The sequence below is a fragment of the Segatella sp. genome, assembly GCF_977051555.1.
Genome location: NZ_CDRSSE010000001.1, coordinates 115,452 through 131,385 on the forward strand (window position 1 = coordinate 115,452; position 15,934 = coordinate 131,385).

Sequence of the window (15,934 nt, forward strand, 5' to 3'; positions counted from 1 at the left end):
GTTGAATTATGAGCAGCGCAAAAGATTTACTTATGACCAAGAGTATGGATTTTGCTGTACGCATCGTTAATCTATACAAATGGTTATGTAACGAGAAGAAGGAGTTTGTTTTAAGCAAACAACTCCTTCGTTCTGGTACTAGTATCGGAGCTAATCTTTCCGAAGCTCAGTCAGCAATCAGCAAAGCAGACTTTGCTGCAAAGGTTTACATTTCTCGCAAAGAAAGTAAAGAGACATTATATTGGATAGAGCTTTTGTATCGAACTAAATACTTAGACGAAAAGCTATACCTATCTATATATAAGGATGCCAATGAAATGGTAAGTCTTCTTGCTTCTGTTACTAAGAAATTACAACCAGACAGCCATTAAGTCTCACAACATCCAGCATGCAAGGCGTATGCCAACTCAACATTCAACATTCAACATTCAACATTAACATGTATAATTGCGGTAAAATAGCGATAATTGGCGGCGGTAGCTGGGCTACGGCAATAGCCAAGATTGTGGTGGGTCATACTCATCACATAGGCTGGTATATGCGTCGCGATGACCGCATCGAGGACTTCAAGCGCATGGGGCACAACCCTGCCTATCTGATGTCGGCACGATTCAATGTAGATGAGATTTTCTTCTCTTCCGACATCAACAAGATAGTGCAGAACTACGATACACTCGTGTTCGTCACCCCGTCGCCTTATCTGAAGAATCATCTCAAGAAGCTCAAGACGCGACTCAGCGACAAGTTCATCATCACAGCCATCAAAGGTATTGTGCCTGATGAAAACCTCGTTTGCTCAGAGTATTTCCATCAGGTTTACGATGTGCCTTACGAGAACCTCGCCTGCATCGGAGGTCCTTCTCATGCCGAGGAGGTGGCACTGGAGCGACTGAGCTATCTCACCGTGGGCTGTAGCGATACCGAAAAGGCGTGTGCCTTCGCCAACGATTGTCTGGCGAGTGAATTCATCAAGACCAAGACTTCGAGCGATGTCATCGGTATCGAATACTCTTCGGTTCTGAAGAACGTATACGCCATCGCAGCAGGTATCTGTGGCGGTCTGAAGTATGGTGACAACTTCCAGGCGGTACTCATGTCAAATGCCGTTCAGGAGATGCACCGCTTCCTGACAGCCGTCCACCCTATCGACCGAAGCATGTACGACTCAGTTTATCTGGGCGACTTGCTCGTAACAGGTTACAGCAACTTTTCCCGCAACCGCACCTTCGGAACCATGATAGGCAAGGGCTACAGCGTGAAGAGTGCGCAGATAGAGATGGAGATGATTGCAGAAGGATATTTCGGCACCAAGTGTATGAAGGAAATCAATCGCCACATGCACGTCAACATGCCGATTCTCGATGCTGTATATAATATATTGTACGAGCGCATCAGTCCGCAAATCGAAATCAAACTCTTGACCGACTCGTTCAGATAGGCACATCCTATCCTTCGGTTTCGGCAGAAGAGTTTGTCTTCAAGTAGTAACATTAACACATTCATTTAGATATTAAAAGAAAAATGAAAAGTATCAGCTTAAACATTACAAAGGCTGCATCATTCCTTGCAGAAGGTGCAGTAAAGGCTTACGAGCCTAAGGTTAAGGCCGCTCAGGAAGCTCTTGAGAACGGCACTTGTGAAGGTAACGATTTCTTGGGATGGTTGCATTTGCCATCTTCTATCACTCCTGAGTTCCTCAATGAGATTCAGGCTGTTGCCAATACTTTGCGCGAAAAGTGTGAGGTGGTTGTTGTAGCAGGTATCGGTGGTAGCTACCTCGGTGCACGCGCCGTTATCGAAGGCCTCGGCAACTCTTTCGCCTGGCTCGTAAACGACAAGAAGAACCCTACTATCCTCTTCGCAGGTAACAATATCGGTGAGGACTACCTCTTCGAGTTGACTTCTTTCTTGAAGGACAAGAAGTTTGGTGTCATCAATATCTCTAAGTCTGGTACCACCACTGAGACTGCTCTCGCTTTCCGTCTTTTGAAGAAGCAATGCGAGGATCAGCGCGGTAAGGAAGAGGCTAAGGATGTTATCGTAGCTGTAACCGACGCCAAGAAGGGTGCTGCACGTACTTGTGCAGACAAGGAGGGTTACAAGAGCTTCATCATCCCTGACAATGTAGGTGGCCGTTTCTCAGTTTTGACTCCAGTAGGTTTGTTGCCTATCGCAGTAGCTGGTTTCGATGTAAAGCAGCTCGTTGCTGGTGCGGCTGACATGGAGAAGGCTTGCGGCAAGGACGTAGCTTTCGAGGAGAATCCTGCTGCTATCTATGCAGCTACACGTCAGGCTCTCTATACTCAGGCTGGCAAGAAAATTGAGATTGTATGCAACTTCCAGCCTAAACTTCACTACTTCGCTGAGTGGTGGAAGCAGCTCTATGGTGAGAGCGAGGGTAAGGATCAGAAGGGTATCTTCCCAGCAGCTTGCGACTTCACTACCGACCTTCACTCTATGGGCCAGTGGATTCAGCAGGGCGAGCGCTCTATCTTCGAGACTGTTATCAGCGTAGAGACTCCTAACGAGAAATTACTCTTCCCTCACGATGATGAGAACCTCGACGGTTTGAACTTCCTCGAGGGCAAGCGTGTTGACGAGGTGAACAAGATGGCAGAGCTCGGTACACGTCTGGCTCACGTTGACGGTGGTGTTCCTAACATTCTGGTTAACGTACCAGAGTTGAACGCTTACTACCTCGGTCAGCTGATCTACTTCTTCGAGAAGGCTTGCGGTATCAGCGGTCTCTTGGAAGAGGTGAACCCATTCAACCAGCCTGGTGTTGAGGCATACAAGAAGAATATGTTCGCATTGCTCAACAAGCCAGGTTATGAGGCAGAGAGCAAAGCTATCCAGGAGCGCTTGAAGAATGAATAATTGATGAAGGAAATTATTTTTAAATATATGAAAGAACACGGCTTTGGGGAATTCAACCCTAAAGCCGTGCTTTTTGATATGGACGGCGTGCTGTATAACAGTATGCCAAATCATGCTGTGGCATGGCAGGAATCGATGAAACAGTTTGATATCCACATGACAGCAGCCGATGCTTATGCCACCGAAGGAGCCCGAGGCATTGACACCATCCAGATGATGGTGAAGAAGCAGAAGGGCATCGACATCACGCTGGACGAAGCACAGAAGATGTATGATGTGAAGACCGAAATATTCCACTCGATGCCTACTGCCGAAATATTTCCTGGCGTAAAGGAAATAATGCAGAAGATTAAAGATGCCAGCATGCAGGTAGGAGTGGTAACAGGAAGCGGACAGCGCCCGCTCATCATGCGACTGCTCAACGACTTCGGCGATTTTCTGGATGAAGCACATATCGTAACCGCCTATGATGTAAAGCGCGGCAAGCCAAATCCTGACCCATATCTCATGGGATTGCAGAAGGCAGGAAACCTGAAACCCTGGGAAGGCATCGTGGTAGAGAATGCTCCTTTGGGCGTCCGTGCCGGCGTGGCAGCCAACATTTTTACGGTAGCAATTAACAGCGGTCCGCTACCAGATGAAGAATTATCCAATAAGGGTTGCAATCTACTCTATCACCAGATGACTGAATTCTGTGATGACTTTGAAAACCTGATTGCTAAGGCTTAATCCGGTTTACCCACAGATATTCTGACTTATTCAATAAAAAGACATCATTAAAAACATATAATGACATGAATAGAAAAGTAGCTTTAATTACAGGTATTACAGGCCAGGATGGTTCATACTTGGCTGAATTATTGTTGGAAAAAGGGTATGATGTTCACGGAACTATCCGCCGATCATCTACCGACTACCGCGAAAGAATTGCCCATTTGGAGGGTACACCTAATTTCCATCTTCACTATGCTGACCTCGGTGACTCTATGAGTATCATCCAGGTAATGAACAAGGTGAAACCTACTGAGGTATATAATCTGGCAGCACAGAGCCACGTACAGGTGAGCTTCGACTCCCCTGAGTTTACAGCAGATGTAGATGCTACCGGTGTGCTCCGTATCCTTGAGGCTATCCGCCAATGCGGTCTGGAGAAGACCTGCCGCATGTATCAGGCTTCAACATCAGAGCTCTACGGTAAGGTAGAAGAGGTTCCTCAGAACGAGAACACTCCATTCCACCCTTATTCTCCATACGCTGTTGCCAAGCAGTATGGTTTCTGGATTGTCAAGGAGTATCGTGAGGCTTATGATATGTTCTGCTGCTCTGGTATCCTCTTCAATCATGAAAGTGAGCGCCGTGGTGAGACTTTCGTAACCCGCAAGATTACTTTGGCTGCAGCCCGCATCAAGCAGGGCAAGCAAGACAAGCTCTATCTCGGTAACCTGGATTCGCTCCGCGACTGGGGTTATGCCAAGGATTATGTAGAGTGTATGTGGCTGATTCTCCAGGCTGAGAAACCAGAGGACTTCGTGATTGCAACCGGTAAGCAGCACTCTGTCCGTGAGTTCGCCCAGCTGGCGTTCCACTATGTAGGAATCGAACTGAAATGGGAAGGCAAGGATGAGAACGAGAAGGGTATCTGCGTTGAGGGTCCTGAGGAACTCATCGGCAAGACACTCGTTGAGGTTTCTCCTGATTTCTACCGTCCTACCGACGTGGTGAACCTCTGGGGTGACCCAACAAAGGCAAAGGCTAAGCTCAACTGGAATCCTAACACCACCTCTTTCGAGGATCTCGTAAAGATCATGGTAGAGAGCGATATGGCGAAGGTAGCTGCCGAGGATGCCAGTCAGAAGGTTCGCTGCAATCTTGCAGAATATTTGGAAAAGGGAATTGTTAAGTAATTATGTTGGATAAAAACGCAAAGATTTATATTGCAGGACACCACGGACTCGTGGGTTCTGCTATCTGGAATAACCTCAAGAAGAGAGGTTATAACAACCTGGTAGGTCGTTCTCACAAAGAACTCGACTTGACCGACCAGTATGCAGTAGAGAAGTTCTTTGACGAGGAAAAGCCTGATGCAGTAGTATTGGCTGCTGCCTTCGTGGGCGGTATCATGGCGAATTCATTGTATCGTGCAGACTTCATCATGCAGAATATGAAGATGCAATGCAACGTAATCAGCAACGCTTATTCTCATGGCGTGAAGAAGCTCCTCTTCCTGGGCTCTACCTGCATCTATCCTAAGAATGCACCGCAGCCTATGAGTGAAGATGTGCTCCTTACTTCTCCGCTGGAATATACCAACGAGGAATATGCCATCGCCAAGATTGCCGGACTGAAGATGTGCGAGAGCTACAACCTTCAGTATGGTACCAACTATATCGCTGTGATGCCAACAAACCTCTATGGTCCAAACGATAACTTCCATCTGGAGAACAGCCACGTAATGCCTGCGATGATGCGCAAGATTTATCTTGCCAAACTCATCCACGATGGCGACTGGCACAGCATCGAGGTGGATATGAACAAGCGCCCTATCAACCCTACTGATAAGCTCCGCGAAATCATCGGAGAGGGTAACGTAGACGGCAGCAACTCTCACGAGCGCATTCTGAAGGCGCTGGAGTTCTATGGCATCTACGACAACAAGGTAGTGCTTTGGGGAACAGGAAAACCATTGCGTGAATTCCTCTGGAGCGAGGATATGGCAGATGCCAGCGTTCACGTGCTCCTGAATGTAGATTTCAAGGACATCATCGGTATCGAGAAGTACAGTTCTGTATTCTATGGTGCCAAGGTAGATGGTGCTGTGGATAGAAACAACTCTGAGGGTCGTGGTGGCGCTATCCCATCTCTCGGTGAGATTCGCAACTGCCACATCAACGTGGGTACCGGCAAGGAGCTCACCATCCGTGAACTTTCTGAACTTGTAGTAAAGGCAGTAGGTTTCGAAGGCGAAGTAGAGTTTGACGCCAGCAAGCCAGATGGAACCATGCGCAAGCTCATCTCTGTAGATAAGCTCCACAGCCTCGGATGGACGCATAAGGTAGAGATTGAAGATGGTGTGAAGAAACTCTTCGACTGGTATCAGGAGAGTCTGAAAGGCTAATAAAGAATATCGACTATGGATACAGAACAACTTTCTATGACCAAGAAAACCCTTGTGGGAGTACAGTTTCTGTTTGTGGCTTTCGGGGCAACGGTTCTGGTGCCTCTTCTGATAGGCATCGATCCGGCAACGGCTCTCTTCACCGCTGGTGTAGGAACCTTTCTTTTTCACTTCATCACCAAGGGTAAGGTGCCTATTTTCCTGGGCAGTTCCTTCGCTTTTATCGCCCCTATCATCGCTGCAACCAAGCAATGGGGACTGCCGGGAACAATCGCCGGACTAACCAGCGTTTCTCTGGTGTATTTCGTCATGAGCTCCCTAGTGAAATGGCAGGGCAAGAAACTGCTGGACAGGATTTTTCCTCCGGTAGTCATCGGTCCCGCCATCATCCTCATCGGTCTCTCCCTTTCGGGCAGCGCTGTGGATATGGCAAAGACCAACTGGATTCTCTCCTTTGCATCGCTCATCACCGCTATCCTGGTGCTTACCTTCTGCAAGGGCTTGATGAAGCTGGTTCCTATCATTTCGGGGGTTATCGTGGGCTATGTCATCGCCATCTGCATGGGCGAGGTAGATTTCTCGGGCGTGGCAGCGGCATCATGGTTCTCATGTCCTGTATCCTTCGATACCATCACCCATTTCTCCTGGTCTCCATTCCTCTATATGTTGCCCGTGGCAATAGCTCCGGTACTGGAGCATATCGGCGATGTATATGTGGTGAGTGCCGTAGCCAAGAAGGATTTCGTGGCAGATCCGGGATTGCATCGCACGATGTTGGGCGATGGACTGGCATGTCTCTGTTCAGCCTTTCTGGGCGGACTTCCTGAGACCACTTATTCAGAGGTAACAGGTGCGATGTCTATCACCAAGGTAACGAGTCCTGCCGTGATTCGCATATCCGCAGCCACCGCCATCTGTTTCTCTATCGTGGGCAAGTTGAGTGCTTTGTTGCAGAGTATTCCTCAGGCGGTTTTAGGTGGCATCATGCTGCTGCTTTTTGGAACCATCGCAAGTGTGGGCGTTCAGAATCTGATGCAAAACAAGGTAGACATGAATGAAACCCGCAATGTTATCATCATCTCTGTGATGCTGACGATGGGCTTGGGTGGCGCCGTTCTCTCATCCGGTTCCTTCGCCATTTCCGGCATCGGTCTTTCCGCCGTCATCGGCGTAGTTCTCAACCTCGTTCTTCCTAAGACGAAGAAGAAAGAGGCATAAAAAAGGAAAAAGCTTTGAAAACAAGATTGTTTTCAAAGCTTTTTCCTTTTTTATTAGAACAAGAAGAGGGGTAAAACAAGGATTTTAACCTACTAAAACAGTTCTTTCAACTAAGAAAAAAAACATTTATACCTAGATAAAATCTCCGTTCATAGACGTTGAATGTCCGTTCAACGTCGCTGAACCGCCGTTCATAGACGCTGAACCGCCGTTCAACGTCTATGAACAGAGATTTCAATAGGGTTAAAGAACATTTTATCCTATAATCAACCAAGACTTTTCCTGAGATTAACACATTATTAATACAGGAAGAAGGAAGAAAGGAGATAAGAGAGATGAAGAAAAGACGTTGTTTCTATCTTGAACTAAACCGATTATACAAGAAAAGCGTGCAAGCTACATCTCTGTCGCCTGCACGCAGCCTCTTTTTATTTAATCGCGCTATGATATATAATAGCTTTTTACAATCTCGCTCCGAATCTTGCGCTTGGCAATGGAGCGGTAAAGTAATAGTTCTGGTCGTTATTCTTATCCAGGAAATTCACCTGCTTCATACCGAAGAATGGCAGACCACCAGGGAAGAGCGGAGTAAAATCGGTTACACCACCAGAGAGAGCAGGACTGTTATCCTGATACTCGAAATTCCAAGTCTTATCGAATGCCAATGGAGCACCATTCTCCACTTTATCAATCTCGCAGTTGATGTTCATCTTGTCGCTCTGAGTGAAACTCTTGAAGAGAGGGTTGAACTGACCAGCCACGCTGCTCTTGATATCAGTATCAAACCAGATGCCGAGATTTGCATCCTTTGCCATCTGCTCTACTCCTGTTGCGGTAGATGCAAAGTAGTAGTTTGGAGTAAGACGGCTGTGCTCCATATCAGCACCATCCTTCTTTGGCTGCTTCAGGCCGAAACGTGAATCATAGATGAGGTTGTTCACAAAGATTGGCTTCGCAGCCTTCTCTATCCATACAGAACCACCCTTCTTGTTCTTGGCACGGCGCCATCCGCAATTAACTACGGTATTGTTGTAAGCAGTCATCTCGGTAAGCGGAATCACCTCACTATTGCCGGCATTAGAGAGTTTGAAGGCGTTGGTGCAGGCGTTGTAGATGATGTTGTTGGCAACATCGAGTTTGCAACCAGCCTTTACGTTGATAGCCTCGCCGCCATCGGCTGCATTTCCGCTATCAGCGAATATATTGTTGATAATCATACCGTTACCACCAGTAAAGTAAGTCTGATCGTTGTAGTTGTCATGGAAGAAACTGTTTGCCATCACGAACTTACCATTCACATTACAGAAGTGGAAGGCTGGCACACCACCATCAATGGTAGTCTTGAAAAGCTTGTTCTGGAAAGAAGCAGAACTCTCGGTAGGAGTAGCACCGGCATAGGCCACATCTACGTGGTTGAGCACCACCTCTTCTGAATTGTAGCCGCAGATGATGCCGCCCCAATCGGCAGGTTTCTTGGTATCAGAAGTGATGGTAACTGGCTTCTCGGCGGTTCCCAGACAATAGAGATTGCCCAATACCACGATTTCTACCGGCACCTGAACCTCTGATTTGCAGGTAACAGTTACGCCCGGCTCGATGTAGAGCGATGTTCCTACAGGAATCTCCACGCTCTCGCTGAGGGTAGTATCCTTGCTCCAAACCAGAGAGCCTTTAGGATATTCTGCCACCTTAGTTGTAATGACATCTTTAGAACCCTGGTTCTGGTTGCCATCACTTCCATTAGCGCCATTATTCACGTAATCGTATGGATTTATATTATCGTTCTCGCAAGATGTGGAGAACATTGCAGCTGCTGCCATCATAAGCAAAGCTGCAAAAGTATTTATCTTTTTCATTTTTTACCTTTTTTTCTTTTTTACCTTTTTGCCTTTAAAAGCCTTTTTACCATTTAAAGCTTGTATCTTACGCCCAGTAGGAAGGTTCTACCGTACTTATAAGTACCTACGATGGTCTTATCGCTCTTCTGTCCCTCATACTCCAGGTTGCTCTTGTTCACGGTCTTCAAGTATCTCTCGCGCTTGGCATCGAGCAGATTGTTTGCCTTGAAGAAGATGGAGATGCCGTTCTTGAATTGCTTCTCGGCACTCAGGTCGAGACCGAACATCGCCTTATCCCACTGGTCGGCATCCTTGAAGGGAGAAACCAGGGCGAGCTTGGTGCCCGTGAAGGAAGAGGCCAACTGCGCATTCCAGCCATTCTCCGTATCCTTATATAATAAGGAGATATTGGCGGTATGAGGAGCCTGGTTAACCAGCGGACGGGTCTGGGTTACGCCCGATTTATACTCGGCACTCCCCTCCTTGTACTCACGCTTCGAGGTGGTAATTTCTGAATGGGTGTAAGTATAATTCGCCTTTACTCCGAAGTGGCGGATGTACTTGATTACATCAATTTCGAATCCCATGTTCTTGGCATTACCCAGGTTATCCGGTGTATAGTAGGCATCGGTTCCGGCACCAATCTTGCCATCAGAAGTTACGAACACCTGCTCAATCGGGTCCTTCAGATACTTATAGAATACGCCGGCAAGAATCTGCTCGGTCTTGCTTGGGAACCACTCCCAGCGCAGGTCGATGTTGTCGATGCGCGCACGCTTCAGGTTTGGATTTCCCTTCTCCTGATACTCCTCGCCCATAATCTGATAAGGCACAATCTCATAGAAGCCCGGACGGTTGATGGAGCGATAGTAAGAGAGACGCACGTTCATCTTCTTGGTTGGAGTCCATTTGATGGATGCAGATGGCAGATAATCCCAGTAGCTCTGCTCGCCTACCTGTCCCATGTTGCGGAAGTGCTGGAGCATGGTGTAAATCTGGTTGGTATGCTCGGCACGGAAACCGGCATTCAGTTCACCCACCTCGCTCTTCAGGGTTACCATGGCGTAGGCGCCTCCGATGTGCTCCTTGGAATCGTAGTTGAGTTGCGAAGCCTGAGAATAAGGAGTTTTGCAAACCCAATCGATATTGGCATACTGCTCTAATCCGTTTCCATCCATCGTCTGCGAGATGTCAGCAGGATTGAAGATGTAAGAATAGTATCTGTTGCTGCGTTCTTTTCTGCGATACTGCGCACCCGCCTTCCAGAGAGCCTCCACATCATTGGCGAAATGGGTATCGTAAGAAAGGTTGATGTAACCCGCCCAGTCGGTATCCTTGTTGTGCTGGAACCGGCGCTCGGCACTCTTTGGCAGGGTCTTGGTGATGTTCTTGTCGGCATCCCAGATGGAACCCGATACGGCATCGCCGCCATTCTCGGCTGTTCGGCTCACGGTATTCGTCAGGGTTACGTAGGTTCTGTCCGGATCTTCCTCCTTTGCCTGCGAGAATACGCCCGACCAATCTACGGTAAAATCCTTGGTAAGATGATGCGTACCCTTCAGGTTAGTGGCGAAGATGCTCTGGGTGGTTGAGAGAGAGCGCACCTCATCGTCCTGGGTATAGCTGTCGGCTCCGATGTATTCGGTGTTGACGCTGTTATTGTATCTGATGCCCTTGGAATTGGTGTGCACATACATATTGTACCATTCCAGCTTGTGACCAGGCAAGGTTAAATCTATCTTGGCATGAGCACCCGTGGTAAGATCATGGATGCTGTAGTAGCGATGTTGCAGATTGGAAATGTACATTGCCTGCTCGCCCGAAGCCATCTTTACGGAATTGTAGGTGCGCTCGGTGCCACGGAAAGTATTCTGCACGCTTCCGGCGAGCATCACGCCCAGGCGGTCGCCCCAGAAGCGGTTGCCGATGCTCAGACCTCCGATGAAATTAGGAGATGGCATGGAATGGCTCTTCAACTGAACAGGGCCGTTCTTGAAATCACTCATCTGCGCCTTGTAGTCTTTTCCGAAAGCCTCGTAAGGAGCCTTCTTTGTATAATCAGAGCGGTTGCTGGTAAGATAATCTCTGCCATCCTTCCAGAAATAATCACTTGCTCCGATGGCTGCATTCGCCAGAATCTGGAAGCGGGATGGGGCATCCTTCATCACCATATCAACTACGCCACCAGCTGCATCACCTTCCATATCAGCTGTCAGAGACTTGGATACTACCAGGCGATCCATCAGATCTGAAGGGAAGATATTCAGCGGAATATAGCGGTTTTTATCATCCGGACTTGGAATCTTCACGCCGTTTACCAGGGTGTAGTTGTAGCGCTTGTCCATGCCTCGAAGGATGGCGTAGGAAGCCTCGCCCGATGCATCACGCTCCATGGTTACACCCGATACACGCTGCAGAACGCTCGCCACGTTGACATCAGGCGAAAGCTGGATGCTCTGCTGGCTCATCACGTTGAGCACGTTGCCGGCATTCTTCACGGTTTCTATGGCGCTACGGTCGCTGCGGTATTCACGGTGGCCTGTGACCACCACTTCGCCCAACTGCTTCAGGTCTTCATCCATCGGAATATCCACCTTGTCTTTCTTAGCCACATCTACTACCATCTCCCTGGTCTTGTACGACATGTAGGAAACGATGATGGTAAACTTGCCTTTATCAGGCAATTCATGCAGGGTGAAAGTACCATCGAATCCGGTGGTGGTACTCACGTTAGGCAGCTCCTTTACTCGGATTACGGTTCCGATGAGGGGTTCACCCGTTTTGTTATCCTTGACTATACCATCCAGCGTATGTGCCTGGATGGAGGTAGTCGCAGCGGCTAGAAGCGCCGCACTCAGTAAAATTCTTTTCATCTATATCGCTATTGAATTCTTCACTCTTCGTTCTTCACTCTTCACTTACTTTTTGAAATCGTGTGGATGATTTTTCCATCCTTGTCTATCATCGACATTCTCAGCTGCTTCTTATCTACTGTAAATACAGAGAAACCATCGGCAGAACTGCAGAACACAGTACCATCGATAGGCTTCACAGGGCGAGCCAGAGATGAAGAGGAATTGACTACGTAGTCGATGTTGTCGCCCTTCTTCTGGATGTGCTGGAAGTTGTGGATGTGGCCGCAGGCATAAATCGCCACATTATTATATTTATGGAGGATAGGAAGAAGGCGCTTCTGCATGTCGAGACGCTCACTCTCCTTCTTCTCGGTGTAGGCGTAGATAGGATGATGACCTACCACGATGACCCAGTCTTCCTTGGCATTCTTCAGGGTTTCATCGAGCCAGGAGAGCTGAGCCTCAGCATCCTGCTTGCAGGCATCAGGATATTTTTCTGTCGCCTTGCGATAAGAATCGATAAGAGGTGTGGTGTCGAGGAAGATGACACGGATGGTGGTTCCCTCGTGGTCGAACACCTTGGTGTAATATTTGGCTGGCATCATCCAGCGGCGGCTCACCTTACCATAGTCCATAAAAGCCTGAGTATTACCACGATACTCATGGTTGCCACAAACCGGGAACCAGTCGAGCATCAGGTCGGGATGAGAATAAACGTATTCGTAATTGGTAAGCCACAGAGGATCCTGGGTGGAAGCCACGCCATTGAAATGGTGGATGTCGCCTACGGCAAGTACGCATTCAGGATCTACCGTGCCAGCCATCTCGCCCATCAGTTCGGCGATAGACTTCTGGTCGTAGTAGCCGTTGCGACCCATATCATTGGTCATGTAGAGGGTGATTTCGCCCTTCAGTTTCTGCCATTCGGCAGCATTCGCCTTCCAGTTAGGATTCTGCGGAATAGCGGTTGCTGCACTCTGAGAACAAGTGGTTAATGCTGAGTTTTGAGCCTGTGCAGTCAAGCCTCCCCCCAATAATAAAGCCGAAGCCAAAACTACAGTTGCTACTCTACCTTTCATCATAGCAAAGCCATTCATGCTGCTATGCTTACCCGATACTTTCTTTTCCATTTTTCTTTATCTGACTATAATACCTTTATCAAAGATTTCCCTTTTCGGGGTAATACCTGTTAAATTTCGGGTGCAAAGGTAGGGGTATTATGTGTCAAAGAGGTTACAAGAATTTTAATTAGCAGATAAAAGATACTACAATCTTATTACGGGAGTTTCCCCCGATGCTTTTAGGGAAAATCATACGCTGGTTTATGGTTTTCCCCTTGTTGTTTTCAGCTATTCTCCCTATCTTTGCACCATCAAAAAGTTGATAGCGGCACCAAGTAGCCTCTTCAAGTAAAATAAATGCAGTAATAACCTTTTAAAGAAAAGATAGTTATGAAAAGAATGATTATGACATTGGTAGCAGTATGGATGATGATTACATCTGTGAATGCTCAGAGACTGACAGATATTCAGGCAGAGGCCCGTTTTATCACAGATAAGATGGTGGTGGAACTGGGATTGAGCAGCGCCCAGCGCAACAGCATCCTGAACATCAATCTCAATTATCTCAATGGCATCCGCAGCTATCGCGACATTGATGCCTACGGCTGGCATTATCGCAACAAGCAGCTCAAGCGCATGATGACCGCCAGACAATGGAAGAGATTCAAGGACTCTTACTATTTCTATCGCCCTATCGGTTGGAATAATCATGTGTATGTTCACCATATTTACACCAAGTATCCAAAGCATAACTGGGGACACGACAAGCGCCGCCCTCGTCCTGAGTGCAGCTACGGAAGACCAGGATGGCCAGGCGGAACTCATGAAACTTACGGACCAGGAAAGCCGGGCAAGCATCACAAGTATCACAAGCATCACAAGCACGATAAGAAGTGGAAGCACGACAAGAAGAAGTGGAAGCACGATAGAGATTGGGATGATGATGATGATGATTGAGATAATGACTGGGATGATGACTAAGATTAAGACTGAGATTAAGACAAACATTCGATGATAAAACAGAAGAAATCCAAGCTAGAGATGATTCTCCGGCTTGGATTTCTCGTTAAATAAAAACTAACTATGCCGACTAACTAATAACTAATCCTTAATAATTAATTACCAATCATTAATTACTAATCATTAATTACTAACAAAACGTCTTCCACAATCTGCTCATCGAGCAGGCGATTATCCGAAAGCAATTCCTTCACATCGTATCTGTCGTAGAGTCCCTTCCTGATGCCGCCCACCATCACCTTCATTTCTGAAGTGCCATAGTAAGAGGCGATACGCTCGCCGAATCCGCCATCCTTCGAACCATCCTCCAGGGTTACCACCAACTGATGGTTTGCCTTCAAGCTATCCAGCACTTCGGCATCCACCTCATTCAGATAACGGGGATTGATGAGCGTAGCATCGATACCCTTATCAGCCAACAGGCGGACTACATTCTCGCCCTTCTGATAGAACGAACCGGCGGCGATGACTGCCACCTTCTCGCCCTGGTGCATCACCTTGTACTTTGCCTCGTAACCATACTCTGTATCAACGATTTCTGAAGTATGAACCACGCCATTGCTTGGCACGCGGATGGCGATAGGTTTCTTATCCTGCAGAATGCTCCAGCGGAGCATGGCGAAATACTCCTCGCAGGTGGTTGGAGCCAGATAGATGAGCCCCGGAATGCTGCAGAGCATCGGAATATCGAAAAGGCAGATGTGGGTGATGTCGTTCATCGAATTCACTCCGCCTCCTACCACGTTGATTACGGCAGGGTTGGAATTGATGCAGAGGTCTTGCGCTATCTGGTCGTAGGTACGTTGGATGAAGGTACTGTAAACGGTCCAGACCGGATGCAATCCACCCTTCGCCATTCCCGAAATCATCGCTACCGCCTGCTCTTCGGCGATTCCCATATCGATGTGCTGCTTGCCAGCCAGTTGGCGTTTATCGGCAGTAAAGCCGCCTGCAGTAGGAGTACCGGCGGTTACGGCGATGAGCGTCTTATCCTGCTTCATCTTGCTGAGCATCCAGTCAGAGAATAATGTACCGTAATCTTCAGTCGGAGCAACCTTCGGGAGGGTTCCATCGGCATTCCTTCTTGGTCGCGAACCGTCTTCCAGATTGAAAGGCATTCCCCAATGCCAAGCCTCCTTGTTGGCTACGGCTGGTGCAAATCCATGACCTTTTTCTGTATGAATGTGAACCACGGTAGGCTTATCCGTATCCTTCACACTCTCGAAAACCTGGATGAGTTTTTCGATGTCGTTACCCTCTTCCAGATACTTGTATTCAAAGCCCCACGCCTTGAACCAGTTGTGCTCGCAGGTGCCGTTGCTCTGGCGCAGGGCACGCAAGTTCTTATAGATTCCGCCATGATTTTCGGCGATAGACATTTCGTTGTCGTTCACCACGATGATGATGCCCGTGCCGAGTTCCGAAGCCTCATCCAGTCCCTCGAAAGCCTCGCCGCCAGAAAGGGAGCCGTCGCCGATAATGGCGATGATGTTCTCATCGGTTCCCTTGATGTCGCGCGCCTTCTGCAAACCGGTGGCAAGACTCACGGAAGTGGAAGTATGCCCCACCTCAAAGTTATCATACTCCGGACATTCGGCAGGAGAAGAATAGCCCGAAATGGCATTCATATCATCCACATCGCCGAGGAATCCCGCAGCTCGTCCGGTGAGCACCTTATGCGGATAACATTGGTGACTTACGTCAAACACGAGCTTATCCTTTGGCGAATCAAACACGTAGTGAAGCGCCACGGTAGCCTCCACGAATCCCAGGTTCGGCCCCACATGACCGCCATGCTTGCTTACACGGTTCAGCACAGCCTGTCTGGTTTCATCAGCCACCACCTGCAGCTCCTTCAAATCCAGCTTCTTCAAGTCGGCTGGCGACTTTATTTTCTCAATATACATATTTTTTATACTTATAGTTATGATTATATGATGATTACGAATT

Annotated in this window: 12 protein-coding genes; 8 read left to right on the top strand and 4 right to left on the bottom strand. The window is 48.0% G+C overall.

The annotated features are described in order from the left end of the window. Positions 1 to 8: 8 nt before the first annotated feature. The 7 genes from ACWJAO_RS00465 (at position 9) to ACWJAO_RS00495 (ending at position 7,210) form a co-directional block, all read left to right on the top strand. Positions 9 to 371 carry a four helix bundle protein gene (locus ACWJAO_RS00465; RefSeq protein ID WP_287851784.1) on the top strand — a complete coding sequence of 121 codons (363 nt, stop codon included), beginning with the start codon at positions 9 to 11 and terminating at the stop codon, positions 369 to 371. 68 nt (positions 372 to 439) lie between these two features. Next, positions 440 to 1,438, top strand: coding sequence for an NAD(P)H-dependent glycerol-3-phosphate dehydrogenase (locus tag ACWJAO_RS00470; RefSeq protein ID WP_449138867.1), 999 nt, complete (start codon positions 440 to 442; stop codon positions 1,436 to 1,438). Between the two features lie 83 nt (positions 1,439 to 1,521). Continuing rightward, complete coding sequence (locus tag ACWJAO_RS00475; protein WP_006847211.1) at positions 1,522 to 2,877, top strand: glucose-6-phosphate isomerase; 1,356 nt, start codon at positions 1,522 to 1,524, stop codon at positions 2,875 to 2,877. Between the two features lie 3 nt (positions 2,878 to 2,880). Continuing rightward, positions 2,881 to 3,606 carry an HAD hydrolase-like protein gene (locus ACWJAO_RS00480; protein WP_287827987.1) on the top strand — a complete coding sequence of 242 codons (726 nt, stop codon included), beginning with the start codon at positions 2,881 to 2,883 and terminating at the stop codon, positions 3,604 to 3,606. 65 nt (positions 3,607 to 3,671) lie between these two features. After that, positions 3,672 to 4,781, top strand: a complete 1,110-nt coding sequence (gmd, locus tag ACWJAO_RS00485; protein WP_287894777.1) for a GDP-mannose 4,6-dehydratase — start codon at positions 3,672 to 3,674, stop codon at positions 4,779 to 4,781. Between the two features lie 5 nt (positions 4,782 to 4,786). Next, positions 4,787 to 5,992 (top strand): GDP-L-fucose synthase family protein, encoded by a 1,206-nt coding sequence (locus ACWJAO_RS00490; RefSeq protein ID WP_287867680.1) that lies wholly within the window; start codon positions 4,787 to 4,789, stop codon positions 5,990 to 5,992. 15 nt (positions 5,993 to 6,007) lie between these two features. Further along, positions 6,008 to 7,210 carry a uracil-xanthine permease family protein gene (locus ACWJAO_RS00495; protein WP_449138868.1) on the top strand — a complete coding sequence of 401 codons (1,203 nt, stop codon included), beginning with the start codon at positions 6,008 to 6,010 and terminating at the stop codon, positions 7,208 to 7,210. Positions 7,211 to 7,671: 461 nt separating this feature from the next. On the opposite strand, the gene ACWJAO_RS00500 is transcribed toward ACWJAO_RS00495, so the two are convergent. The 3 genes from ACWJAO_RS00500 to ACWJAO_RS00510 are packed head-to-tail and all read right to left on the bottom strand — an operon-like array spanning position 7,672 to position 13,033. Beyond that, positions 7,672 to 9,066, bottom strand: coding sequence for a hypothetical protein (locus ACWJAO_RS00500; RefSeq protein WP_449138869.1), 1,395 nt, complete (start codon positions 9,064 to 9,066; stop codon positions 7,672 to 7,674). A 53-nt stretch (positions 9,067 to 9,119) separates the two neighbouring features. Continuing rightward, positions 9,120 to 11,921 carry a TonB-dependent receptor domain-containing protein gene (locus tag ACWJAO_RS00505; protein ID WP_449138870.1) on the bottom strand — a complete coding sequence of 934 codons (2,802 nt, stop codon included), beginning with the start codon at positions 11,919 to 11,921 and terminating at the stop codon, positions 9,120 to 9,122. Between the two features lie 41 nt (positions 11,922 to 11,962). Further along, entirely contained in the window at positions 11,963 to 13,033 is a 1,071-nt protein-coding gene (locus ACWJAO_RS00510; protein ID WP_449138871.1) for a metallophosphoesterase, read from the bottom strand. Between the two features lie 321 nt (positions 13,034 to 13,354). Here ACWJAO_RS00510 and ACWJAO_RS00515 point away from each other — a divergent pair, with 321 nt between their 5' ends. Beyond that, positions 13,355 to 13,921 (top strand): hypothetical protein, encoded by a 567-nt coding sequence (locus ACWJAO_RS00515; RefSeq protein WP_449138872.1) that lies wholly within the window; start codon positions 13,355 to 13,357, stop codon positions 13,919 to 13,921. Positions 13,922 to 14,100: 179 nt separating this feature from the next. Here the strand turns inward: ACWJAO_RS00515 and ACWJAO_RS00520 are convergent, their stop codons facing one another. Continuing rightward, complete coding sequence (locus tag ACWJAO_RS00520; protein ID WP_449138873.1) at positions 14,101 to 15,891, bottom strand: 1-deoxy-D-xylulose-5-phosphate synthase; 1,791 nt, start codon at positions 15,889 to 15,891, stop codon at positions 14,101 to 14,103. Between the last annotated feature and the right edge of the window lie 43 nt (positions 15,892 to 15,934).

Bases quoted from the DNA above. Each gene is read 5' to 3' on its own strand.
- ACWJAO_RS00470 (WP_449138867.1), top strand. From the start codon at position 440: ATGTATAATTGCGGTAAAATAGCGATAATTGGCGGCGGTAGCTGGGCT.
- ACWJAO_RS00510 (WP_449138871.1), bottom strand. From the start codon at position 13,033: ATGGAAAAGAAAGTATCGGGTAAGCATAGCAGCATGAATGGCTTTGCT.
- ACWJAO_RS00475 (WP_006847211.1), top strand. From the start codon at position 1,522: ATGAAAAGTATCAGCTTAAACATTACAAAGGCTGCATCATTCCTTGCA.
- ACWJAO_RS00465 (WP_287851784.1), top strand. From the start codon at position 9: ATGAGCAGCGCAAAAGATTTACTTATGACCAAGAGTATGGATTTTGCT.
- gmd (WP_287894777.1), top strand. From the start codon at position 3,672: ATGAATAGAAAAGTAGCTTTAATTACAGGTATTACAGGCCAGGATGGT.
- ACWJAO_RS00495 (WP_449138868.1), top strand. From the start codon at position 6,008: ATGGATACAGAACAACTTTCTATGACCAAGAAAACCCTTGTGGGAGTA.
- ACWJAO_RS00520 (WP_449138873.1), bottom strand. From the start codon at position 15,891: ATGTATATTGAGAAAATAAAGTCGCCAGCCGACTTGAAGAAGCTGGAT.
- ACWJAO_RS00515 (WP_449138872.1), top strand. From the start codon at position 13,355: ATGAAAAGAATGATTATGACATTGGTAGCAGTATGGATGATGATTACA.
- ACWJAO_RS00500 (WP_449138869.1), bottom strand. From the start codon at position 9,066: ATGAAAAAGATAAATACTTTTGCAGCTTTGCTTATGATGGCAGCAGCT.
- ACWJAO_RS00505 (WP_449138870.1), bottom strand. From the start codon at position 11,921: ATGAAAAGAATTTTACTGAGTGCGGCGCTTCTAGCCGCTGCGACTACC.
- ACWJAO_RS00480 (WP_287827987.1), top strand. From the start codon at position 2,881: ATGAAGGAAATTATTTTTAAATATATGAAAGAACACGGCTTTGGGGAA.